General features: G+C 55.5%; 18 protein-coding genes. 11 read left to right on the top strand and 7 right to left on the bottom strand.

Annotation, left to right across the window (positions count from 1 at the left end; genetic code table 11):
• Positions 1–2: 2 nt before the first annotated feature.
• Both R8G34_18060 and R8G34_18055 read left to right on the top strand, forming a co-directional pair.
• On the top strand, positions 3–560 hold the full coding sequence (locus R8G34_18060; GenBank protein MDW3224756.1) for a sugar O-acetyltransferase: 558 nt from the start codon (positions 3–5) through the stop codon (positions 558–560).
• 173 nt (positions 561–733) lie between these two features.
• On the top strand, positions 734–1,192 hold the full coding sequence (locus tag R8G34_18055; protein MDW3224755.1) for an NUDIX hydrolase: 459 nt from the start codon (positions 734–736) through the stop codon (positions 1,190–1,192).
• A 5-nt stretch (positions 1,193–1,197) separates the two neighbouring features.
• Here R8G34_18055 and argF read toward each other — a convergent pair whose 3' ends face one another.
• Together argF and R8G34_18045 are read right to left on the bottom strand one after the other, a co-directional pair.
• Complete coding sequence (gene argF, locus R8G34_18050; protein ID MDW3224754.1) at positions 1,198–2,124, bottom strand: ornithine carbamoyltransferase; 927 nt, start codon at positions 2,122–2,124, stop codon at positions 1,198–1,200.
• 59 nt (positions 2,125–2,183) lie between these two features.
• Entirely contained in the window at positions 2,184–3,359 is a 1,176-nt protein-coding gene (locus R8G34_18045; protein MDW3224753.1) for an aspartate aminotransferase family protein, read from the bottom strand.
• Positions 3,360–4,291: 932 nt separating this feature from the next.
• Between R8G34_18045 and R8G34_18040 the strand changes: the two genes are divergently transcribed.
• The 7 genes from R8G34_18040 (at position 4,292) to mdoH (ending at position 14,059) form a co-directional block, all read left to right on the top strand.
• Positions 4,292–4,858 (top strand): GcrA family cell cycle regulator, encoded by a 567-nt coding sequence (locus tag R8G34_18040; GenBank protein ID MDW3224752.1) that lies wholly within the window; start codon positions 4,292–4,294, stop codon positions 4,856–4,858.
• Positions 4,859–5,007: 149 nt separating this feature from the next.
• Positions 5,008–6,630, top strand: coding sequence for a thiamine pyrophosphate-binding protein (locus R8G34_18035; protein ID MDW3224751.1), 1,623 nt, complete (start codon positions 5,008–5,010; stop codon positions 6,628–6,630).
• Positions 6,617–7,822 carry a CoA transferase gene (locus R8G34_18030; GenBank protein MDW3224750.1) on the top strand — a complete coding sequence of 402 codons (1,206 nt, stop codon included), beginning with the start codon at positions 6,617–6,619 and terminating at the stop codon, positions 7,820–7,822. The genes R8G34_18035 and R8G34_18030 overlap by 14 nt, the downstream gene beginning before the upstream one ends.
• Before the next feature lie 176 nt (positions 7,823–7,998).
• Positions 7,999–9,345: a tetratricopeptide repeat protein gene (locus R8G34_18025; GenBank protein MDW3224749.1), complete on the top strand. Its 1,347-nt coding sequence runs from the start codon at positions 7,999–8,001 to the stop codon at positions 9,343–9,345.
• Positions 9,346–9,393: 48 nt separating this feature from the next.
• Positions 9,394–10,635, top strand: a complete 1,242-nt coding sequence (locus tag R8G34_18020) for an OpgC domain-containing protein (protein MDW3224748.1) — start codon at positions 9,394–9,396, stop codon at positions 10,633–10,635.
• The gene (locus R8G34_18015; GenBank protein ID MDW3224747.1) at positions 10,635–12,158 is read left to right on the top strand and encodes a glucan biosynthesis protein G; all 1,524 of its coding nucleotides are present in this window, start codon (positions 10,635–10,637) and stop codon (positions 12,156–12,158) included. Before R8G34_18020 ends, R8G34_18015 begins: the two co-directional genes overlap by 1 nt.
• 8 nt (positions 12,159–12,166) lie before the next feature.
• Positions 12,167–14,059, top strand: coding sequence for a glucans biosynthesis glucosyltransferase MdoH (mdoH, locus tag R8G34_18010; protein MDW3224746.1), 1,893 nt, complete (start codon positions 12,167–12,169; stop codon positions 14,057–14,059).
• A 155-nt stretch (positions 14,060–14,214) separates the two neighbouring features.
• On the opposite strand, the gene R8G34_18005 is transcribed toward mdoH, so the two are convergent.
• The 5 genes from R8G34_18005 to R8G34_17985 all read right to left on the bottom strand — a co-directional run bounded on the left by R8G34_18005 (position 14,215) and on the right by R8G34_17985 (position 18,474).
• Positions 14,215–14,694 carry a rhodanese-like domain-containing protein gene (locus R8G34_18005; GenBank protein MDW3224745.1) on the bottom strand — a complete coding sequence of 160 codons (480 nt, stop codon included), beginning with the start codon at positions 14,692–14,694 and terminating at the stop codon, positions 14,215–14,217.
• A gap of 17 nt (positions 14,695–14,711) precedes the next feature.
• Entirely contained in the window at positions 14,712–15,236 is a 525-nt protein-coding gene (locus tag R8G34_18000) for a YHS domain-containing (seleno)protein (GenBank protein MDW3224744.1), read from the bottom strand.
• Positions 15,237–15,397: 161 nt separating this feature from the next.
• Positions 15,398–16,192, bottom strand: a complete 795-nt coding sequence (locus R8G34_17995; GenBank protein MDW3224743.1) for an SseB family protein — start codon at positions 16,190–16,192, stop codon at positions 15,398–15,400.
• 477 nt (positions 16,193–16,669) lie between these two features.
• Positions 16,670–17,239 (bottom strand): uracil-DNA glycosylase family protein, encoded by a 570-nt coding sequence (locus R8G34_17990; protein MDW3224742.1) that lies wholly within the window; start codon positions 17,237–17,239, stop codon positions 16,670–16,672.
• 563 nt (positions 17,240–17,802) lie between these two features.
• The gene (locus R8G34_17985; GenBank protein ID MDW3224741.1) at positions 17,803–18,474 is read right to left on the bottom strand and encodes a VPLPA-CTERM sorting domain-containing protein; all 672 of its coding nucleotides are present in this window, start codon (positions 18,472–18,474) and stop codon (positions 17,803–17,805) included.
• A gap of 830 nt (positions 18,475–19,304) precedes the next feature.
• Between R8G34_17985 and R8G34_17980 the strand changes: the two genes are divergently transcribed.
• Entirely contained in the window at positions 19,305–20,381 is a 1,077-nt protein-coding gene (locus R8G34_17980) for a DUF2793 domain-containing protein (protein MDW3224740.1), read from the top strand.
• 411 nt (positions 20,382–20,792) lie between these two features.
• Positions 20,793–22,388, top strand: coding sequence for a gamma-glutamyltransferase family protein (locus tag R8G34_17975; protein MDW3224739.1), 1,596 nt, complete (start codon positions 20,793–20,795; stop codon positions 22,386–22,388).
• Positions 22,389–22,436: the final 48 nt, after the last annotated feature.

The raw sequence follows: 22,436 nt of genomic DNA, 5'->3' as shown, positions 1-22,436 counted from the left end.
GGATGACACAATCAGCTCTGGCGCAGATGGTGAGTGGAAACTGGTACAACGCATTGGTGCCTGAGCTGGAGGCTTTGCGCAACGTCGCGCGGCACGCGGTTCATGCTCACAATACATCCACACCGGCGCTACGCGGGCTCATCGAACCTTCGCTCATGACATTGTTCAAGGCAATAGGGGCCGAATGCTGCATCGAGGCGCCTTTCCATGCGTCCTATGGCTGCAACACAACCTTGGGGGATCACGTCTACTTCAATGCGGGCGTTACCATACTGGACAGCGCGCCCGTCAACATTGGATCCCACTGCATGCTGGGTCCAAATGTTCAGATTTACTGCGCCGATCATCATCGCGATCCCTCAAAGCGACGCGCAGGCATCGAGCGCGCGTTTCCAGTGACTTTGGAGGCTGATGTCTGGATTGGGGGCGGCGCTATCGTCATGCCCGGCGTGCGGATCGGAGCAGGCGCAATCGTCGGCGCGGGCTCGGTCATCACTAAAGATGTTCCCCCCGGCGCCCGCGTGGTTGGCAATCCGGGTCACGCGCTGACGTCAGGCTGATTGAAGAACCTGTCGCGCACTCTGTGTGATGTCGTTTACAGAAAATTTGAACTTTTTGCTTATCCTCTGAAAACAGTCGAAGCTCAGAACATGCAGATCACAGCCCAATGATTTGAAATCCCTGAGTAATTCAAATACAGTGGTTTAAAAGCAGGCAGAAAAACAAAAACGCTATGATCAACATCGTAAAAACGACCCTTGAAAACGCCGTGCGTATCTTCCAGCGCCCCGAGCGCGAGCGGCAGGTCGCTGCGTTGTGCTATCGCGACACAAAAGCGGGAAAGAAGGTGCTTCTTGTCACCAGCCGCGGTACAGGCCGTTGGATCGTGCCCAAAGGATGGCCAATCAAAGGTTTGGATGATCCGCAAGCTGCATTGCAAGAAGCTTGGGAAGAAGCTGGCGTCAAATCGGCAGACGTTGAGACAAAACCGGTCGGGCATTATGACTACGACAAGAAACGGTCGAGTGGCGATGTCACCCCGATACAGGCGCAGGTCTATTTGGCCGAAGTGGAAACTCTTTCGGAAACCTATCCCGAAGACCACCAGCGCGAGCGCCAATGGTTCTCCCAGGACGAAGCTGCATCACGTGTCCAAGAGCCTGAGCTCAAAGAGATTTTACGAGACCTTTAAAACGGCTACACTTCAAGACACCAGCGCAGGATGGCTTTTTGCGCATGTAGTCTGTTTTCGGCCTCGTCAAAAATGACGGACTGCGGGCCGTCCATGACCTCTGACGTGACTTCATCATCCCGATGTGCCGGTAGGCAGTGCATGAACAAAGCATCCGGCTTGGCTTGCGCAATCAGCCGGGCATCCACGCGGTAGGGTCTCAGTTGATTGTGGCGCCGTTCTCGAGCGGATTGCGCATCGTGCATCGACACCCATGTATCGGTCACGATGAGATCCGCTTCCTGAACCGCTTTGACCGGATCGCGCTCAATTTCCACCTTCGATCCCTTGGAACGTGCCAGATCGACGAATTCTTGCTCCGGATCCAAGGTTGGGGGCCCTGTGAATGTAAAATCAAAACCGAATTGCCCAGCTGCATGCAGAAATGAGGCGCACACATTGTTGCCGTCGCCCGACCAGACTACTTTCTTGCCCTTGATCGGGCCTCGGTGTTCTTCAAACGTGAGCAGATCCGCCATTATCTGGCAAGGATGTGTGCGATCTGTCAGCCCATTGATGACCGGTACAGTGGCGAATTCCGCCATTTCCGTCAGCACAGCTTCATCAAAGGTCCGGATCATGATGAGATCAACATAACGGCTTAACACGCGCGCCGTATCTGCGATGGTTTCACCATGACCCAACTGCATGTCACTGCCGGAGAGAACCATCGTCTGCCCACCCATCTGGCGTACGCCTACATCGAAAGACACCCGCGTTCGCGTAGAGGGTTTCTCGAAAATCAGCGCCACCATTCGGTCTTTAAGAGGTTGGTCAGCGTCCAATGCCCCGCGTGGTTGTCCCGATCTCGCCGATTTCATGTGAACAGCGGAGTCAATGATCCGCCGCAAATCGGCAGAATCCGTCAAGTGAATGTCAAGAAAATGGTTCATAGTTAGGTCTCAATAAAAACTGGCTCGCGCGTGAAAACCGCGAGGGGTATATGTGTGGTTCAGGCAGCGGAAAGCGATATTGCGGCAGCCTCCAAACGATCAATTGCATTGGCAATCTCATCATCTTCAATCGTCAAAGGTGGCAAGAGCCGGATTACATTGTCGGCGGCGGGCACAGTCAGGATCAATTGGTCATAACCCGCCTTCACGACATCGGTATTTGCCATTTTACATTTGACCCCGAGCATGAGCCCCGACCCGCGCACCTCTTCAAAAACGTCAGGATGAGACGCAACAAGCCCTTCAAGTTTTTGCCGCATCAGGCCCGCTTTTCGGTTGACGTCCTCCAGAAATCCTGGCGCGGTGACATGATCCAGAACCGCACATCCCACAGCGCATCCCAATGGGTTACCGCCATAGGTCGAACCATGCGTACCAAGGGTCATGCCGCTGGCTGCCTCTTCTGTTGCGAGCAGCGCCCCAATCGGAAATCCACCGCCAATTCCCTTGGCCACCATCATGATGTCTGGTGTGATCCCGGACCATTCATGCGCAAAAAGCTTGCCAGTCCGCGCCACACCGCATTGCACCTCGTCAAAGATCAACAGAATACCATGCTCATCACAGAGATCGCGCAATCCCTTCAGGCACTGATCGGGTACTGGCCGAATACCGCCCTCGCCTTGCACCGGTTCGATCAGAATTGCGCCCGTGTTTTGGGTGATCGCCGCGGTCAAAGCGTCATGATCGCCAAATTCCAGATGCACAAACCCGGGCAAGAGTGGCCCAAAACCCTTGGTCATTTTTTCAGAGCCCGCGGCGGCGATCCCTGCAGAAGAACGCCCATGAAAAGAGCCCGAAAACGTGATGATATCGGTCTTTTCCGGCTGGCCTTTTTCAAACCAGTATTTGCGCGCCATTTTCACAGCCAACTCGCAGGCTTCTGTTCCGGAATTGGTGAAGAACACAGTATCGGCAAAAGTATGCGCGGTGAGTTTATCCGCCAACTCCTGTTGCTTGGGAATCTGGTAGAGGTTCGATGTATGCCACAAAGCGCCCGCCTGGTCTGTCAGTGCCTGAACGAGTGTCGGATGGGCATGCCCCAATGCATTCACCGCAATCCCCGCACCCAGATCAAGAAAACGTCGCCCGTCTGCCTCGATCAGCCAAATCCCTTCGCCTCTTTCAAAGCTGAAGGGAGCGCGGGAATACGTCGGCAATAGGGTCGGGATCATCGGATCTTCCTTGGGATAAAGCCTGCGGCAAGAACACGGAACGTGCATGAGGCTGGCAGGCAGGTCAATAATGTAAGTTGGGAAATTGCACGCCTTCAGGCGCAGTATCACAGCGGCCGGGTCAGGCGCGTGTGCGTCGTCGGATCGAATTATTTGCCAGTGTGGTCATCCCTTCCTCCTATTGCATGGCGGCCGGATTGCAAAGCTGTTTTTCTGCGATCAATCGGCGAAAACTTCGGGCGCTCGGCCCACTTGTCCTTCAATCCAATACAAATCCCTAGGGGTACCGCGCTGTTTTGGATGAACGCCACGAGCTTTTTCAAATGTATACACTGTCTGACCAAGTTTCGCATGGCGAAATAACGGCCCTCTTCTTGAGGCCATGGCGGACAAAACGAACGTCTTACCTTTGCAAAGATTTAGGTGATCAATGCTGCGGCTTTCTTGCGGACGTATATGACCATTCCAGAGTTGCCGCTGATTGTCGCATGGATCGAACCAGTTTTACCCATGTTCTTATGATGTTGGCCCCGCCTCTCTTCCGACAGGCAGATGAGATCGTTAACACATTCTTCAATCCGAGTTTGGCAGCTTCCCTGCGTTCCTGTTGCTTACGCAAAAAACAGGAAACCGCACCCGCGCGCAAAACTAAGAACTCTTTTCCAGCGCCGCTTTTCGCGGTGTTTAATGAACTACTCCTGTTTGGTACTTTCTCCGAGCAGATCACTCTTACCGAGCACAAAACCGTTCCATCTGAGGGTCATGTTTTAGGCTCGTATTAAGCAAGGGCATAGCAACAGCTTTGAAAAGGGCTACACTGACCCTGCGTTCACCGCTTGTAACTCCGCTTTTAGTGATTAGAATAGGGCGCTGACGATAGATACAAAGCGGTCCGCGCACAGCAGGACCGCTTTTAACTTAGGGAATGGCTGATGTCGTGGACTGACGATCGCGTGGAACTGCTCAAGAAGATGTGGGGCGAAGGACAATCCGCCAGCCAGATCGCCAAAGAATTGGGTGGTGTGACGCGTAACGCGGTCATCGGCAAGGTTCATCGCCTGGGTTTGTCCAATCGTGCAACTGCCTCTGCTACTGCCAAGACAGACGCCAAACCAAAACCCGCACCAAAACCGGAAGCGAAACCAAAGCCCGCACCAAAACCGGCAGCACCGGCAGCCAAGACAGATGCCCCCCCGGTGCCGCGCACTTTGCCTGCGCGCAAACAGATCATCCCCGCTGGCCAGCCACTGCCACCACAGCCTTCTGCGAACGAAATCAGTCCGGAGGCCCTCGCCAAAGTCTCTGAAATCGAGAAGAAAGCGAAGCGGCTGAGCTTGATGGAGTTGACTGAACGAACATGCAAGTGGCCCGTCGGGGATCCAGCAACCGAAGACTTCTGGTTCTGTGGCTTGCCTGTGCAGCAGGGCAAACCCTATTGCGAGGCCCATGTTGGCGTAGCTTTCCAGCCAATGTCATCCCGGCGTGATCGCCGTCGCTGAACAGGCAAGCAAGCAGATGAGAAACCCAAAAACCCGCGCCGGACTGCGCGGGTTTTTGGGTTCTGCAATACTTCGAACGCAATGGTGAATTGCGCTCCGCTCTGCATCGTTTATGACCTTGCGAGGAACTTGCGAACGGGAACGTAAAAATGCCATCAAAATCCACGATCAGGGCAGCAGATGCAGTCGCACGCCGTCTCTATGCCGAAGGGTGCCGTTTCGCATTTGGGATGCCCGGTGGCGAAGTTCTGACCTTGGTTGATGCGCTGGAAGACGCCGGGATAGAGTTTATTCTGGCGAAACACGAAAACGCCGCTGCGTTTATGGCGGAAGGTGCTTACCATCGAACGGGCGCACCGGGTATCCTTGTGGCCACCGTTGGTCCTGGTGCGTTGAATGGTGTGAATGCAGTAGAAAACGCGCATCAGGATCGTGTGCCAATGATCATTCTGGCAGGCGCCGTTGATCCGGATGAAGCACAGACTTATACGCATCAGGTACTGGATCAGCAGGCCGTTTTTCGCCCCATCACAAAGGCCAGTTTCTCGCTGGTGCCGGGAGCGGCACACGTCATCATTGATAAGGCCGTTGCCATTGCCACCGAAGGACGCCCCGGGCCGGTGCACATCGACGTTCCCATTGCTGTCGCAGATGCACAGGTTCCTGCCACCGCGCCACCGACGCGATCGAAAAGCTCTACAACCGCGCCTTCAGGAGCGGATCTGGCGACCGCCCGCGACTGGCTGACTGACGCCTTGCGCCCGGTCATGATTGTTGGGTTGGATGCAATGGTCGAAGGGGCCGAGGCAGCAATTGTTTCCTTTGCCGAACGATTCAATGTGCCGGTGATTACAACATATAAAGCCAAAGGTCTGTTGGCGGAGGATCATGAGCTCGCACTTGGTGGCGCGGGTCTGTCCCCGCTCGCGGACCGACACCTGCTGCCGTTGGTCGAAAAGGCTGATCTCATCCTGTGCGTCGGCTATGATCCTATTGAGATGCGCACGGGATGGCGCAATGTCTGGAACCCAGTACAGCAGCGCGTCATCGACATTACCGCTGAACCCAATCACCACTACATGCATCAGGCCGGCCTGAATTTTATCACCGATTGCGCCGCAAGTCTGGCCGCCCTTTCCGAAGGCATCGCACCCCGCGAGACATGGCCTGATGGCGCTGTTGAAGCTACGAAATCAGCTCTGACAACGGCCTTTCCGGCGGACGACGATTGGGGTCCAGCAGCAGTCATAGACACCTGCCGCGAAGTTTTGCCACGCGATACACTCGCAACAGTAGATAGCGGCGCTCATCGCATTCTGCTCAGCCAGATGTGGCAGTGTTACGAGCCGCGAGGGCTGACACAATCGACGGCCCTGTGCACGATGGGGTGTGCGATACCGCTTGCGATGGGCACAAAGCTGGCATCCCCGGATCGCCCCGTCATTGGATTCTGCGGAGACGCCGGGTTCCTGATGGTCGCCGGGGAGTTGTCGACGGCGGCGGAACTCGGCCTGAAACCCATCATCCTGGTGTTTGTCGACGCCTCGCTGTCGCTGATTGAACTCAAACAACGCTCGCGTCAGATGAAGAACCGTGGTGTGGATTTTGCCAAACATGATTTTGCGGCCATGGGCACCGCATTTGGCGGGGCAGGTCATACCGTGCACAACCGCGAAGACTTGGCCGCATCACTCAAAACCGCGATGACCGCAGACACCTTTACCGTCATTGCAGCCGTGATTGAACGCGGAGCCTATGATGGCCGCATCTGACACCCCAATGGCGCTGGACGGATTGGTCGTTCTCGACCTGAGCCGTATTTTGGCAGGTCCCACTGCCACGCAGATGCTTGGAGATTTGGGGGCCACCGTAATCAAGGTGGAAAACCCCAAATCCAGCGGTGATGACACCCGAGGCTGGGGGCCAAATTATGCGATGGGCAAAGAGGGACAACCCACTGACTTGTCGGCTTATTTTATGGCGGCCAACCGCAACAAGCTTTCAATATCTGTTGATCTGTCCACGCCCGAGGGACAGGACACCATACGCCACCTTGCCGCGCGCGCAGACGTGGTCGTGGAAAACTACAAACCCGGCGGATTGGTGAAATACGGGTTAGATCACGCGACACTGCTCAAGGCGCACCCTGCCCTCGTTTATTGTTCGATCTCGGGCTTTGGTCAAACCGGTCCGAACCGCGACCAACCGGGTTATGATCTGATGGCGCAGGGTTATGGCGGGATCATGTCATTGACCGGTGCGCCTGACGGACCTCCCATGAAAGTCGGTGTCGGCATCGCGGACGTGATGTGCGGCATGTATGCGACTATCGGGGTCCTCGCGGCACTGCGACACCGGGATGCAACAGGCGATGGTCAACATATCGACCTGAGCCTTGTGGATGCGCAAATGGCGTGGCTCATCAATGAAGGCACCAATTTCCTGACCTCTGGCAATTTGCCGGAACGCAGGGGCAATGCGCACCCCAATATCGTGCCCTATGATGCCTTTCCCTGCGCTGACGGACATATCTTGCTCGCTGTCGGCAATGACGCTCAATTCGCGCGGTTTTGTGATGCCGTGGGGCTGGATGGCGTGTCGGACAATGGCCGATACACCACAAACCTTGCGCGTATTGAGAACCGGGTAGCTTTGAGCAAGCTGATCAATGACGCCCTCTCTTTTCTGTCATGCGACGAGGTCCTAAAGCGCTGTCATGCCGTCAAGGTACCGGCGGGCCCGATCCATACCGTTGCCGAAGCGCTCCACTCCGATCAGTCCAAAGCACGGGACAGCGTCGTTTCCATTCCTGTGCAGAGCACGGCTCGGGGATCGGTCGATCTCTTGGGTAATCCGTTGAAATTTTCCCGCACGCCCGTCCAATACCGTCGCCCCCCGCCCCGGTTTGGGCAGGACACGCAGCTGGTGTTTGAAATGTTTGGCATCACGCCCAAAGCGGAGTGAAACAACTGTCAGAATTCGGCCTTAATCCGCCTATTCCAGGGTTGAATTGCTGAAATAATGGCAAAGTTTCAACACGCCCCTTCACGTTGGCGTGTTTCGCCGCGCATCAGCCTGCGTACATACTGATATTGCGTTAAACGTTTGATCAGTTTGTTGAAAAAGGTGCGATCTTAATGATGTATGACATTTGTCAAAGCCCAGTGTCCCTCTCCACGCCTTCAGCTGTGGAAGACTGGAACAGAATGATCCGCGCCTTTCTGGCTCATGGTACAGCAACGCCCACCCATCTGGCAGCCGTCATGCAAAGCAATCCTGATTTTGCCATGGGGCACGCAGCACGCGGCCTGTTTTCACTCATGATGGGTCGGGCCGAACTGACATCTGTCGCGCAAGAAGCGGCGACCTCTGCCCGTATCGCCTTATCAAATTCACCAGCGTCTGCGCGTGAAATACTCTGGGTCGATGCGCTGGATCATTGGCTGGCTGGCCGCCCGTCCGGGGCCATCGCCGCGATGGAAGATGTTATGACAAAGCATCCGACAGATACGCTGAGCGCTAAAGTCAGCCACGCAATAAGGTTCATTCTTGGTGATGCGCAGGGCATGCGTTCTTCCATCGAGCGTGTCCTTGATGCGCATGAACAAGATCACGCGTGTCGTGGGTACCTGCTGGGGTGTCACGCCTTCGCCCTTGAAGAAACCGGCGCGTATGAGCAGGCAGAGGCTGTTGGTCGCAAGGGGTTGCAGCTTGCGCCCGACGATTCATGGGGGCTCCACGCCATAACACATGTCTATGACATGACGGCGCGCCCTGACCTTGGTATCGAACTGATCGAAACACACACAAGTGCATGGGACCATTGCAACAATTTTCGCTACCACGTGTGGTGGCATAAGGCTTTGCTACATATGGATCAGGGGCAGCTAGACACCGCTCTGGGATTGTATGATGCACGGATCCGAGCCGATAAAACCGATGATTACCGTGACATCTCCAATGCGACTTCGCTACTTGTGCGCTTAGAATTGGAGGGCATTGACGTTGGTCCCCGTTGGGACGAGCTGGCAGATCTGGCGCAGAATCGGACCGACGACGGGTGCGTGGTGTTTGCTGATCTGCACTACATGCTGGCGCTGACGGGAGCTGATCGTCCCGAGGCGAAAAAAGCGATGATGCAGCGTTTCACGCGCGACGCAGCAAAGACCGGCGAAATGCCGCAACGCTATAAGGATCCCGGCTTGGGCGCGCTTTCCGGCCTAAATGCCTTTGCCGAAGGGCGCTATGACGCCGCCTTTGCCGATCTGGTATCCGTCCGCTCGACAATACAGACTATTGGGGGCAGCCACGCGCAACGGGACGTGTTTGAGAGGATCACAATTGACGCAGGTCTGCGCGCGGGGCGCTATGAGCAAACCGAAACTGTTCTTCTGGATCGATTGGCACGTCGCGCGGGGCGCCAGGACCGATTCACAACCACCCGTCTAGCGTCACTGAACGACGCCCGGCGGATCCCCGCACAGTAGTACCAGCAAACTAATGACTTTTCTTTGGACACAGCATAAAGACCGCTTATGACACTTGCTGACCCCTCTCAGATTACACCGCCAAGCGCTGGTACGTCAGCGCAGGCGGCGCCCGTGGTCAGGCAACGTGATGTCCGATTGGATTTCTTTCGCGGCATTGCGATGTTCATCATCCTGTTTGCGCATACGCCGGGCAATTTTTTCACTTCGTGGATTCCCGCCCGCTGGGGCTTTTCGGATGCGACTGAGATATTCGTTTTTTGCTCGGGTATGGCGTCAGCAATCGCGTTTGGGCGCGCTTATGATACCGTAGGATGGCGCTTGGGCACGGCCCGTGTCAGTTTTAGAGTCTGGCAGGTCTATTGGGCGCACATCGGGTTGTTCTTCGCCGTCGCGACACTTCTTGCTGCCATCGACATGACCGGTGCATATGACAAGGTGTATATCGGTACATTGAACCTGTGGAAGTTCTTTGCAGATCCGGGACCGCAGCTTGTGGGCCTGCTCACGCTCACCTATGTGCCCAACTATTTCGACATATTACCAATGTATATGGTCGTACTGATGATGATGCCCTTGCTCATGGCGCTGTCACGGATTCATCTGGGACTGGTTGCAGGTCTTGTGATCCTGGTCTGGTTCTTTGCGCAACGCCGCTTGCTCGCTGAGCTTGGCCTCGAGGATTTTCATCTCGGCTTGCCCGCAGAGCCTTGGTCAGAGCGCAAATGGTTCTTCAACCCGTTTGGCTGGCAACTGATATTCTTTTCCGGTTTTGCCTTCATGCGGGGCTGGTTGCCCAAACCGCCCGTGACGCCGATGCTGATCGGTCTGGCCCTGGCGTTGGTCCTCATGAATATCCCGCTCTCAAATATTGGCGTCCGCGAATTTGGCTTTGACTGGGCCCGGGACTGGCGGATTGCGAATACGATCTGGATTACTAAATCGGATTTCGGGATCCTGCGGTATATCCACTTTCTGGCACTTGCCTATCTGTGCTGGGTTGCCGCTGGTGACAAGGGCGTGCGTCTTCTGGCGACCGGTGACGGAAGCTTGGCGCGCCTGTGGCAAAACATTCTCGCCATCATCCTTAAGGTCGGTCAGCAATCCCTGGCGGTTTTCATCACGAGCATGTTCATTGCGCGGATCAGCGGCTTTGTGATGGATAACCTTGGTCGCGATACCTGGACCGTCGTAGCGGTGAATTTCGCCGGCATGGGGGTTTTGGTTCTGGTTGCCTATGGCGCGGGGTGGTACAAGTCCCAGCCCTGGCGCAAAAAAGCGTTGCAATGATGCTGCGGCGTGAAGTTCTGAAATCACTGGCCACAATGGCCGTCCTACCGTCTGCCAGCTTCGCAGGCGTACCCGGTTTACAACTGGGCGACGCTTTGCCGTTCAATGCCGAAACCGTACGCGCACACGCGAAAGCGCTGGGCGCAAGCGAATACCAACCGCGCCCGCTGGTTCCGGAAAGCTGGCGCAATTTGAGTTATGATCAATACCGCAAGATATGGTTTGATGGCCGCAACTCTTTGTGGCAGGGGTCTCAGCGCCCCGCGCGCGTAGATTTCCTGCCGCCTGGCCTCTACTTCCCACAAGCGGTTCAAATCAACGTTGTCGAAGATGGCATGGCACGCCCGCTCGCCTTCGACATGGGCGTCTTTGATACGACCGACAAATTCCCAGAGGTCGAAATAGATGCCACAGTGGGATATTCTGGCCTGCGTTTGCGCGGTGAGCTGGAACAACCCGGTATCTTTCAGGAGTATGCGGTTTTTCAGGGCGCGAGCTATTTTCGCGGCATCGGCACCGGAGAAACCTACGGGCTGTCGGCCCGGGGGTTGGCGCTCAAGACAGGCGACCCAATGGGCGAGGAATTCCCCGATTTCACAGCTTTCTGGATGGAAACGCCGCGTCCCGGTGCGGATTCAATTGTCGTTCATGCGCTGTTGGACAGCCCCAGTTGTAGCGGGGCCTATCGCTTTGATATTGCGCATGGAGACGCTCTGCGCATGTCTGTCACAGCGGAAATATTCGCACGCTCGGACCTGAACCATGTGGGAATCGCGCCGCTGACATCTATGTTTTTATTCGACGAAACGATGCGCCAGCGGTTTGATGATTTCCGCCCTGCTGTTCATGACAATGACGGATTGTTGATTCACAACGGCGCGGGCGAAACCATCTGGCGACCTTTGGCAAACCCCATAACGCTTCAGATCAGCGCATTTTCAGATAATAATCCGCGCGGTTTTGGGCTGATGCAGCGCGCGCGTAATTTCCGCGATTTCGCTGATTTGGAGGCGCTCTACCATTCACGTCCCTCCGCCTGGATCACGCCGCAAGAAGACTGGGGACCAGGATCCGTAACGCTGGTCGAAATCCCCGCTGATCTTGAGATCTACGACAATATCGTTGCCTTCTGGCGACCCGCCGCACCTATTGCGGCGGGGCAAAGTCACAAGATGAGCTATCTTTTAGACTGGGGCGAGGATCCTGCGCCCAAGGCCGGAATGCCCCTGCGTGTGCTGAACACGGCAATCGGTGGGCGCCCTGAAGGCGGTAAGATTGTCACAATTGATTTTGACGACGGTGCTCTTGTGCCTGCTGACCTTGATCGACTGGATATTGTGTTGCGCAGCAGTTCAGGATCGTTGTCATCAGGTCTTGTACAAAGAAATCCGGAAACAAATGGGCCGCGGTTGGCGTTTACCTTTGAACCAGAGGATGCGGCCTACATAGAATTCAGGGCGCAGTTGCGTTTGGATGGCGCGCCTCTGAGTGAAGTTTGGCTCTACAGGTGGACCACGGGGTGACAGATAACATGGGCAACACAGACACGCTGCCAGCGTTGATGCCTCCGCGTACGCCTTTGCGTATGCGGGCTCAGGACCTATCCGCGTTTCCAAAAGCAAGGGGCGACGACAAGCATCAACAGGCCGAACGCAGCTTAGGATGGCGTGTTGCGTTGTTTGTCCCGGCGGTAATTGCAACCGGGTTGCTGGTGGCTGGCATGCACGGGTGGTTGGCCGAAGCGGGGATGACAGGCCTGGAATGGGTTTTGCTGACACTCATCGGCGTGACTTTCATCTGGGTGACGCTTTCCGTCAGTACCGTCGGCGTGGCCATCGCGGGACTGCTGGCGCGCGAGGACGCGAATGCACGTCAACGCTGCGACATCGTCCCAATGGACGTCGCATTGCTTGTACCGATCTACAACGAAGTGCCAAGCGATGTCTTCGGAAATGCTGCTGCGATGCTGGATGACCTTGCGCGGCGGGACAGCCTGCATTGCTACACACTCTTTGTGCTATCTGACACGCGTGATGACATAATTGCGCAAGCGGAATTGACGGCATTTGCAGCATTGTCTGGCTCGGCCCCTGATAGGTTTGCCGTTCATTACCGCAGACGCGTGACCAATTCCGACAAGAAAGTCGGCAATCTGTTGGACTGGATCACCGGGTGGGGCGCGGCTTACGAGGCGATGTTAGTACTGGACGCGGATAGCCTGATGACCGGCCGCGCCATTGAACGTCTGGCGGATGAGCTAAGCGTTGATCCGCGCGCCGGGTTGATCCAAACCTTCCCCATGTTGATTGGCGCTGAGACGGTCTTCGCCCGCCTGCAACAATTCTCCAATATCGCTTATGGATGGCTACTGGCTGAAGGTCTGGCCAAATGGGCGCGCAGCGAGGGAAATTATTGGGGTCACAACGCGATCATTCGCACCAAGGCCTTTGCCGCGTCAGCCGGGTTGCCCTATTTACGGGGTCGAAAAGGCAAGGCAGAACTGATCCTGAGCCATGACTTTGTCGAGGCCGGTCTTTTGCGGCGGGCCGGTTGGCGGGTCCGGTTTCTGCCCCGCGTGACGGGCAGTTTCGAGGAAACTCCCGGCACTCTCATCGACTATGCGTTGCGAGATCAGCGCTGGTGCAGGGGCAACCTTCAGCATCTGCGGCTGCTGAAAACCGCCGGGTTGCATCCTGTATCGCGGTTTCATCTGTTCCACGGCGCCGTCAGCTACCTGCTCTCGCCGGCATGGTTCTTTTTACTCATCGTCTGGGCATTACTCGGCGTGGATTCCGAGACAAACGTGGTGCGTTACTTTAATGAATCCAATCCGCTTTTCCCGGACTGGCCGCCCGAAATGAGTCATATCGACTCTGCGGTGTTCCTGATCATCATGTATGCCATGCTGTTAACGCCCAAGCTGGTAGGTGCAGGGATCATAGCGCTGCATCCAAAAGCAACGCGGGTTTACGGCGGACGCGGTGCCTTTCTGATGGCCTTTGTGGTGGAGATTCTCCTTTCCATTGCCTACGCACCCATCATGATGATCCAGCAGACCCGCGCCGTCTTGCGCGCCCTCTTCGGGCGTTCGGATACCTGGGTGGCCCAGTCCCGTCACGCGCAAGCTTATCCGCTTGGGACCCTCGTCCGATTTCATTGGATGGAAACTCTTCTTGGCCTGATGCTCCTGATTGGTCTGAGTGCAGGTCTGGTTTCGCTTTGGCTCATTCCGATTGTGTTCAGTCTATGCCTTGCCGTGCCCCTGTCCGCATTGAGTGCGGTAGCCCTGCCCCGTTCCTTGCCGAGCGGTTTGAAAATGCAAAGCCCAAATACAATCCGTGAACCGGGTATTGTGAGCCGTGCGCGTATCGAACGCTTGCGTTTACAGGCTCTGCTGAGCGCCTCGCGTTTTCCCGCTGAATAAACAAGGTCCGGCATGGGTCGTGACATCCGAGCGATGGCGCGCCGGACGTCCATGATGGCGCTACTTGCCTCCTAAGGCCAAGACGCCGCTGCGTTTTTGAACCACCAGAGTCAGCTATATGATATGTTGCAGGCGGAGTTATTTATTGCAGCGCGTCAGACCACTTCCCTGACGGGGAGCCCCCGTTTGATCCACCCGGGACCCGCTCCCGATCCGAGCATGCCCTCAGGCACATCAATGATCCGGGCAAAACCCGCGTTCGTCAGCTTTGCCCCCTGATGACGAGAACGCACCCCGCGAGCGCAAATCAGGGCAACAGCACGCGCTGTGTCATTGTCGGCCTCAACCATCAAAGCTTCAATGAAGTCGTCACGCCGCATATCAAGCGGGATTGCTCCTTCGCCCACCCCGGTCAACGCCCACTCATCAGGGCGCCGGATGTCGATCAGCAAAACATCCCCAGATAGCGCAGCAGAATGCGCCTCAGGCGCGGTCAACGCGCCCTCGCCCGTCTCCGCCCAAATATTGTACCAGCGCGCAGCAACGGCTCCACCCGCAATAGCGGAAATAGCTCCCAAAGCCAAAAAGCCCCGTCGCGACAAGCGCGGCGAGGTCTTTGACGCCTGATCAGGCATGTTATTTTTATCCACAGCTATTCAACCGGTGCAGCACTTTCGAATTGTGGGATCGCGCGATCAGATGCTGGATCTGCTTCGATGCTGACCCAGTTGTTTTCCGAAAGCTCGAGATTGCCGGGAATGTCCTCCTCCCAGAACCCAACAACATTTTGGGTAATGTTGAGATAGAGTTTGCCATCAAGGATCCGCCACAAGTTCGGGTTGCCGGGCACTTTACCGCCCTTGGCTACACCATAAGCACAATGCCCGTCGTATTGCGGCAAATATTTTTCCGGCGCGGCATCAAAAGCTGCCTTATTTGCCTCCGTCGCGAATGCGAATGTCGCACCATTGTGCGTCGAGGTGATGCTCTTGTTGCCTGGGACAGCCGCAGGCTGTGATTGGCCAACAGCATTCTGTTCCAGATCGAAATAGGCGACCACGTCATAACCAGACACAGCAAAGCCCGTGGGGTCGACATATTGATCGCCAGCCCAAGCCGATGAGGCCATGGTCAAGGCGATTGCAATACCAGCAATTTTCAAAGGGAAACGGTTCATTTAGGGCTCCAGTTCAGCAGGGATACAACTCTGTACGACATTGTCGCAACTGACACTTAGTCGACCGAAACCGTTCTGTGCACCCTTTGAAGCATACTCTCGCGCCCTTGTGAAAACGCGACGTTTCTACGTGATCGCGTCGTGAAGATCACAGTGTCTTTTTATCGTAATTTCGGCGGTTTGCTCGGATCCGACCCCGGTGCCGGGATCGCTGGACTTGCTGCTTCTTGAAACTGCGGCAAGTCAAAACGCAAACCCACTTTCGCCATGCGTGATGTCAACGGATCACCGGCGCGAAAAAAACCGACGTCCATGGCACCTGCTTCAATGCCGGAAAAGGTCAGTGCCTCAGCTGCGGCGCTGGCCAATGCGTCCTGCGCCTCCGCAACTGCATCCACAAATCCCAAAACGTGACCCCGCGCGCCCGTGTCATAGGTCACTCCTATCAAATAAGCACATTTCGCCAGCCCCATTGCCGTCGCCAGTTTGCCGTCAATCGCAGAGATCAGGTTTTCGGGCAGACCGGTCGGCGGGTGGACCTGCGCAAAAGTCGCTTCGATCTCATCAGGTGTGTTTCCAAGAGTGCTGTTGAGCCAGTCCACCGCTGTTGCAGGCAGCAAAATGGCGGAAGGTGCCACGTCCAGATTCACCCCAAGACCAATGCCCTGTGCAGCCAACATACCGGCGATGACGCGACCAGAAAGCGCAACGTAGGGCGCGGGTCGTTCGGCAAAATGTGCTAGCCGCTCTTCGCGATCAAACACCAGAACATAACGCGCATCATTGACCTCAAACAGTTCAGGCGTCACCTGATTTCCGCCCGCAGCGTCCGCCGCCAGCATCAAAAACAGCTCACTTTCGGCCAAACGCTCAAAGTACCTCAACCGGGCGGTATCATCATCTGGAGCGGCCTCCATCATGGCATGCGCATCGTCCAGCGGTGTGCGTTCATTCATGTCAAACCCGGGCATAAGGTTTTCATGCGGATGTGCCGCACATGTAGGATCGGACCGGAGCAAGCAATCATTGCGTTCTTCAATACCTTCGAGTGTATGGGCGTCGCGCGCTCAAGCCAGGTCCGAGGATATGGCATATCATCATGTGTGTCTGGGATGCACAGGGTGTACTCCCCCAATCATGAAAGCAAGTCCACCGCAAATCCCGATCCCCTTTTTGGCTGCACGCAAATGATGATCTATGCGGCACTACCTCGAACCACAAGGTGAACATGGCCTCGGCATCCAATCCTGAGAGGTATTGAAACAGGATTGGTCTTTTTCTTCGAAACAACCAAATGACATCGCGCGCTGCAATGAGCCAGTAATCAAGACCGGAAACCGAAAGACTTGGAAGCCAAGTTTACAGCATACCAGGCAAAATATATCCGTATGGGCAATCAATCGTGCAGCCCTGTGCCTGATTGTAAATGCGTTTCATTGACTGTTTACGTCTGGCTCAACCAGCAATTCGGCGACCCGGTGTCGCATACGCGGGATGACATCCCTCTCAAACCATTCATTTTGTTTGAGCCATCTGTTATTGCGCGGACTGGGATGCGGTAGGACGAAAACACCGTTTTGACCTTTTGCTGAACACTTCACCGCGTCGCCGACAGATCTGTTTTTCATCTCGGGCAAGTGCCATTCAATCGCATAGCGTCCAAGCACAATTGTCAGTGCGAGCTGATCCAGAGCCGCCATGACTTTGGACCGCCAGGTTTCAGCACAAATTGCACGCGGGGGATTGTCGCCGCTTTTGCCGGTTCCAGGAAAACAAAGCCCCATCGGAAAGATACCGATCCTTCGATCTTCGTAAAAGGTTTCTCTGGTAACACCTAACCAGGCACGCAGACGCTCTCCTGATGGGTCATCAAAAGGACGATCTTTCAGATGCGTGATACGGCCGGGTGCTTGTCCCACAATGAGGATCTTCGCACCCTGATCCAATTGAAAAATCGGTCGCGGTCCTAATTCCAGGCCTTCGCAAATCCTACAATTCCGCATCTTTCTTGCAAGGTCATGGAAGCTCTGGAGCATTGGGTTCCTTCAATTGGGTTTCATGCGTTAAGCATTTGGATACTGGCCAAAGAATGCATGCTTTGCCTGCTTTCACAAGATGTAGCCGGTACCCAGTGTTTTGACATCTGCCATGTGAACACGATTGAAGGACTGCCCCTGCGATGAACGCTCATGCGGCGACGCAAGCACTCGATGATCACCAGCACGGTCTGGCATCCTCTTTGTTCAGGTTTTCGGCGGCAGCCAATGCTTGAAACGATACTGTTGACGCGGCGATGATCGCCCCGGGGGGACGTGTAAAACGCCAACGGTCCAAGCTGCGCATGCACGAGAGATCTATACACGCAAAACGCTCACAGTATTTACGACGATATCACTTTTATATGACGCCTATTCAGGCATCCGCACATCCGCAATCATAATGCACCTGCGCTGTTCAGTTCCGTGTAGCTGAATAGCAGTCTGACCGCTCCACAGCAATCTAGTCACGCGAAAAGGGCAGCCTTTGCAGGCTGCCCCTTAAAATCTTTTCAACGCGCTGAACTCTGTTAAGCCGCTTTTTGCTTGCGTCGACGGACAGCTGTCAGGCCACCCAATGCCGTCAACAGCATGAGACCGGCAGCGGGGATCGGAACCGCCGACACTACCGCCGAAGAGATGTAGAATTCGCTGTTTGTGTATTTAAAGTCGTAGACAGATGCTCCAGACAACAAGGAAAGCCCGCTCGTGGCGAAACCGTTGGTGATACCAAGAACACCTCCATTCAGGTTAAGTGATCCAGTCAGCGCGCCATGACCGGCGGCACGGAAGAAAATGTCCGTGATGCTGACTTCAGTACCGAAGTCTAGTGTCAAAGTTTCACCGCCCTGCGACGCACTGACATTGTCATCCGCGGTATTTCCAGGACCGCCCGTCGCACAGCCAAGAACAGTCGAGCAAACACCGAGACCAGCCGTGCCCTTGTCAAAAAACGCATCCGCGAAATTATTGTTCACGTTGCTGCCTGAAGCAATCAGAGTGATACCGTCAATCGTCAGACCTGCGGCAAAAGCCGTATCCCCCCAATTGAGTTCCGTTCCTCCAATGTAATTTGCATCGCCCGCATTGTCCGCAATTGATACAAAATCGAATGTCGCTGCGGACGCCGCGTGCGCGCCTACAAATGCGAGAGTGGCGACCCCCGCGACCGCAAAAGCTTTTCTGATTTTTTTAAATGGCATATTGTTAACTCCCTCGAACCTTGAAAATAGTTAAGAAATCCTATCCAAACCAAAGCCCAAGACAAGAATTTTCAGAATTTTACATCCTATTGGCGAGCGATTGGAGCTCAATGCCAATCAACGCAACCATCGGTATGAACTACGCGAACTCAATAACGTCCGACAAACGAATCAATCGATAACATCTACGGTTGAATTCGATCCGGTAGTTCCGTCGCACTGAATTCGTTCGTATGTATTGGGTTTCGGCTTCCACTTGATTTCACCGGGCATGCCCGGGTTGAGAAACGAACGTTTCTCGCGGCAAACCAATCGGAGTGTTTGCCATGATCTACGCGCGCCTGGGACTTCCTACCTTCAAGCGCGCCACCGTGTCGCCACGGTTTGCGACATCCCGGGATAATCCAACCGGAGATCAGACATCAGGTCAGGCTTAAAGCCTTGTGATGTTCTTTTTCTGGGTTTTTGGCACATTCTCTTTTTGGGGGAGGGGTCTGAAAACGTCCCAGTTTTAACTACGTGCTCGTTGCGACTGGTCCCACCGGTGTGAGCATATCGCGCATTGCAGTCGCACATCCCCATCGATTCATCAGCGCTATTTCAAAGATGGGCCTGCGCAAAACCTTGGCCTAGCCCTGCGAATGGAAACTTCCTTTAAGAAACAAGAACTATTAAAACAGAGGTCCACTCGCACAAACCGAACAAAGCAATTGGAAGTCCGGAGATCGCCTCCCGAAGCGCGCTGTTAACCCGACCGTGCGCTGCTTTAAGCGCGCCGCAAGAGAACTGCTGCATTTTCGGGCTTGATCAAAATTTCTCAGGGAAATCCAATGGCCGATACCTCCAGCAGCCTGTCTTTGCCGTTCATTCAACCGAGTCAGGCCCAAAAGCATGTCACCCATAACGAAGCGCTCCGCATACTGGACGTAGTCACCCAATTAGGGGTCATGGCAGACGATCAGGCAACCCCACCGGCCGTCCCCGCAGATGGCGATCGTTACATTATTGCGGATGCTCCAACTGGTGATTGGACTGGCCATGAGGGCGATGTGGCGCTGTTTGAGAACGGAGGGTGGCAGTTTTTCGCGCCGAAAGCGGGATGGCGCGCCTACGTGACCGGGCGCGAAGCGTTGATCGTGCATGACGGGGCAGACTGGATAGATCTCGAAAGTGCGGAGATACAAGATATCGAAGCCTTTGGTTTGGGGATGACCTCCCTGCCCGCCACGCCCTTTTCGGCAAAACTGAATGCGGCTCTATGGACGGGCCTGTATCAGAGCGACGGCGGCGACGGCAGCATGATAAGCACCCTGAACAAGGAAACCACAAGCAACGATACAGGCTTCGTTTTTCAACAGGATTTTGGCACGCGCGGGCTCTTCGGCTTGTTTGGCAACGACAACCTGCGCCTGGCTACATCTGCGGACGGTATTTCGTTCCACGACGGGATCATTGTGGATGCGGAGACCGGTATTGTTGATCAACCCAATCTGCCTCGGTTCAAAGGGGCGACAAACTTTGACAACTATGCTGCTGCGGATGCCTGGATCAAAATCGCGATCAACCAGATTGAATTCAACGACCAGAGCGCTTTTGATGCCACTGCAAACCAATTCGTTGCACCCGTGTCAGGCTCCTACTTTTTTGGTGCTGCGCTGACCTTCAAACAAAATGCGTCCGATCAAGCACGCATGAGCGCGCGATTGGTTTTGAATGGCGCGGATGTGATCAGCGGATCACTGGCCGAAATCACAGGGGATCATGTGTCTGAACAAACTGTGCTCAATGTGCAAAGCATGGTTTTGCTTGCCGCGGGAGATAGCGTGGAACTTCAGGGGCGGTTGCGCGGATTTGACGGGTATTTCCTTGCCGATCAAACCAGCCTTTGGGGCTTCAAGGTCGGCTGACCTGCCAAGGACGCTAAGGAAAATCGCGACTGGCCTGATTGCGAACAGGCCAGTCACCGCCGCCTGCACAAGACACAACCATGCGGTACAAACAATCCTGAGCTGTCCGGAACCATACGACGCGATTATTCCACGCCACCTGAAAACCGAGATCCATCTTGCATCGGTTGAGGTCCAAACCATGACACCCAAAACGCTTCACCCGGTCATTTGTGAATGCATTTCCGCAGCTTAACTTTGTTCTCTGCGCCGGGTTCCAATACAGCAGGCAATCTTGCCGCTCCGCGTTCCCATGTGCAAACATGGGTAAAACGCGGCAAGGTTTTCAAGCGGACCGCATCGGCTGCCTTGCTTATCCCGCCAGGAAAAGGCACCAACGGGCTAAATCGCGCGCGCCCTTTGGAGAAACAGATGCATCTTCGTTCAAACCACCACTATCCGTCTCGCCGCTCTGCCGTTGCTGCTGACAACATGGTCGCGACGTCACATCCCCTTGCAGCACAGGCTGGGGTATCAATGTTGGCACGGGGTGGCAACGCGGTGGACGCGGCGCTGGCCGCCGCAATCACGCTAACTGTGGTCGAACCCTCCGGAAACGGCATCGGTTCAGATGCCTTTGCAATCCTTTGGGACGGTCAGGAATTGCACGGGTTAAATGCCTCTGGTCGCTCACCTGCGGGTTGGACACCTGAGCGTTTCGCGGGCCGGAAAGACATGCCTTTCCGCGGCTGGGACAGTGTCACGGTTCCCGGCGCGATTTCCGCGTGGGTTGAACTGTCCGACCGTTTTGGCAAACTCGATTTCGAGACCCTTTTCGAGCCCGCTGTCGGATATGCCGAGCGTGGCTTTCCGGTATCACCCATCATCGCGACCCTCTGGCAACGCGCGGCTGAACAATTGGGCGACCAACCCGGCTTTGCGCAGACCTTCATGCCAGACGGACGCGCGCCCCGCGCCGGAGAGTATTTTTCCAGCCCCGGCCACGCGCGCACACTGAAACTGATCGCGGAGACCAAGGGACGTGCCTTTTACGAGGGTGATATCGCCGAGGAGATTGTCGCCTACGCAGAACAGCATGACGCCGCCCTGTCTCTAGATGATCTGGCGACCCACAAGGCGGATTGGTGCGGCACCATCTGCAAATCCTTCGACGATGTGTCCTTGCACGAGATTCCACCCAACGGTCAGGGGATCGCCGCTCTGATGGGATTGGGTATTCTCGGACAAACCGACATCCGCGATATGGACGCAGACGATCCACGCGCGCTGCATTTGCAGATCGAGGCTATGAAGCTCGCCCTGCGTGATGCTGAAAGCTATGTCGCGGATCTCGATCACATGAAAAACATCACAGTGGAAGATATGCTGGATGATGGGTATCTGGCATCGCGTGCGCGCGAAATTGACCTGACCCGCGCCACGAACTTCGGGGCTGGTGCGCCGAAGCAAGGCGGCACAGTTTATCTGACGGCAGCGGATGCATCCGGCATGATGGTGTCCTTTATCCAGTCCAATTATGCAGGTTTTGGGTCTGGCGTCGTCGTCCCGGGCACGGGTGTATCTTTGCAAAATCGCGCGGCTGGATTTGTTTTGGACCCGGATCACCAGAATTGTGTTGGGCCTCGCAAACGCCCGTTCCACACGATTATTCCCGGATTTCTCATGGGAGCGGACGGGCCACAGATGAGTTTTGGTGTAATGGGTGGGCCGATGCAGGCGCAGGGGCATGTGCAGATGGTTCTGCGGACTCAGCTTTTTGGTCAGGATCCGCAGATGGCGGTGGATGCACCGCGCTGGCGTGTGACGGATGGCTTGGGGGTTGCCTGCGAGACCAGTTTGCCGGGCAAAACGCTGGAGGCATTGCGGGCTTTGGGTCACGAGCTGTCTATGGAAGCGCCTGACAATGCATTTGGTTTCGGCGGTGCGCAGCTGATTGCGCGGTTGAACGGACGTGGCTATGTTGCCGGGTCTGATCCGCGCAAAGACGGGTCCGCGATGGGTTTCTAAGACCCCTGCCCGCCTTTGATGCAGTTTGTTAAATCGATCTGATCATTC

The organism is Paracoccaceae bacterium, from assembly GCA_033344815.1.
Taxonomy (GTDB): Bacteria; Pseudomonadota; Alphaproteobacteria; order Rhodobacterales; family Rhodobacteraceae; genus Roseobacter.
This window is presented reverse-complemented; position numbering and strand designations above follow the sequence as displayed.

Coding starts and splice junctions, on each gene's coding strand:
- R8G34_18000 (MDW3224744.1), bottom strand. CDS start 15,236: ATGAACCGTTTCCCTTTGAAAATTGCTGGTATTGCAATCGCCTTGACC.
- R8G34_18020 (MDW3224748.1), top strand. CDS start 9,394: ATGACACTTGCTGACCCCTCTCAGATTACACCGCCAAGCGCTGGTACG.
- R8G34_18040 (MDW3224752.1), top strand. CDS start 4,292: ATGTCGTGGACTGACGATCGCGTGGAACTGCTCAAGAAGATGTGGGGC.
- R8G34_18015 (MDW3224747.1), top strand. CDS start 10,635: ATGCTGCGGCGTGAAGTTCTGAAATCACTGGCCACAATGGCCGTCCTA.
- argF (MDW3224754.1), bottom strand. CDS start 2,124: ATGAACCATTTTCTTGACATTCACTTGACGGATTCTGCCGATTTGCGG.
- R8G34_17995 (MDW3224743.1), bottom strand. CDS start 16,192: ATGAATGAACGCACACCGCTGGACGATGCGCATGCCATGATGGAGGCC.
- R8G34_18060 (MDW3224756.1), top strand. CDS start 3: ATGACACAATCAGCTCTGGCGCAGATGGTGAGTGGAAACTGGTACAAC.
- R8G34_18055 (MDW3224755.1), top strand. CDS start 734: ATGATCAACATCGTAAAAACGACCCTTGAAAACGCCGTGCGTATCTTC.
- R8G34_18045 (MDW3224753.1), bottom strand. CDS start 3,359: ATGATCCCGACCCTATTGCCGACGTATTCCCGCGCTCCCTTCAGCTTT.
- R8G34_18035 (MDW3224751.1), top strand. CDS start 5,008: ATGCCATCAAAATCCACGATCAGGGCAGCAGATGCAGTCGCACGCCGT.
- R8G34_17985 (MDW3224741.1), bottom strand. CDS start 18,474: ATGCCATTTAAAAAAATCAGAAAAGCTTTTGCGGTCGCGGGGGTCGCC.
- R8G34_17975 (MDW3224739.1), top strand. CDS start 20,793: ATGCATCTTCGTTCAAACCACCACTATCCGTCTCGCCGCTCTGCCGTT.
- R8G34_18025 (MDW3224749.1), top strand. CDS start 7,999: ATGTATGACATTTGTCAAAGCCCAGTGTCCCTCTCCACGCCTTCAGCT.
- R8G34_17990 (MDW3224742.1), bottom strand. CDS start 17,239: ATGCGGAATTGTAGGATTTGCGAAGGCCTGGAATTAGGACCGCGACCG.
- R8G34_18030 (MDW3224750.1), top strand. CDS start 6,617: ATGGCCGCATCTGACACCCCAATGGCGCTGGACGGATTGGTCGTTCTC.
- mdoH (MDW3224746.1), top strand. CDS start 12,167: ATGGGCAACACAGACACGCTGCCAGCGTTGATGCCTCCGCGTACGCCT.
- R8G34_18005 (MDW3224745.1), bottom strand. CDS start 14,694: ATGCCTGATCAGGCGTCAAAGACCTCGCCGCGCTTGTCGCGACGGGGC.
- R8G34_17980 (MDW3224740.1), top strand. CDS start 19,305: ATGGCCGATACCTCCAGCAGCCTGTCTTTGCCGTTCATTCAACCGAGT.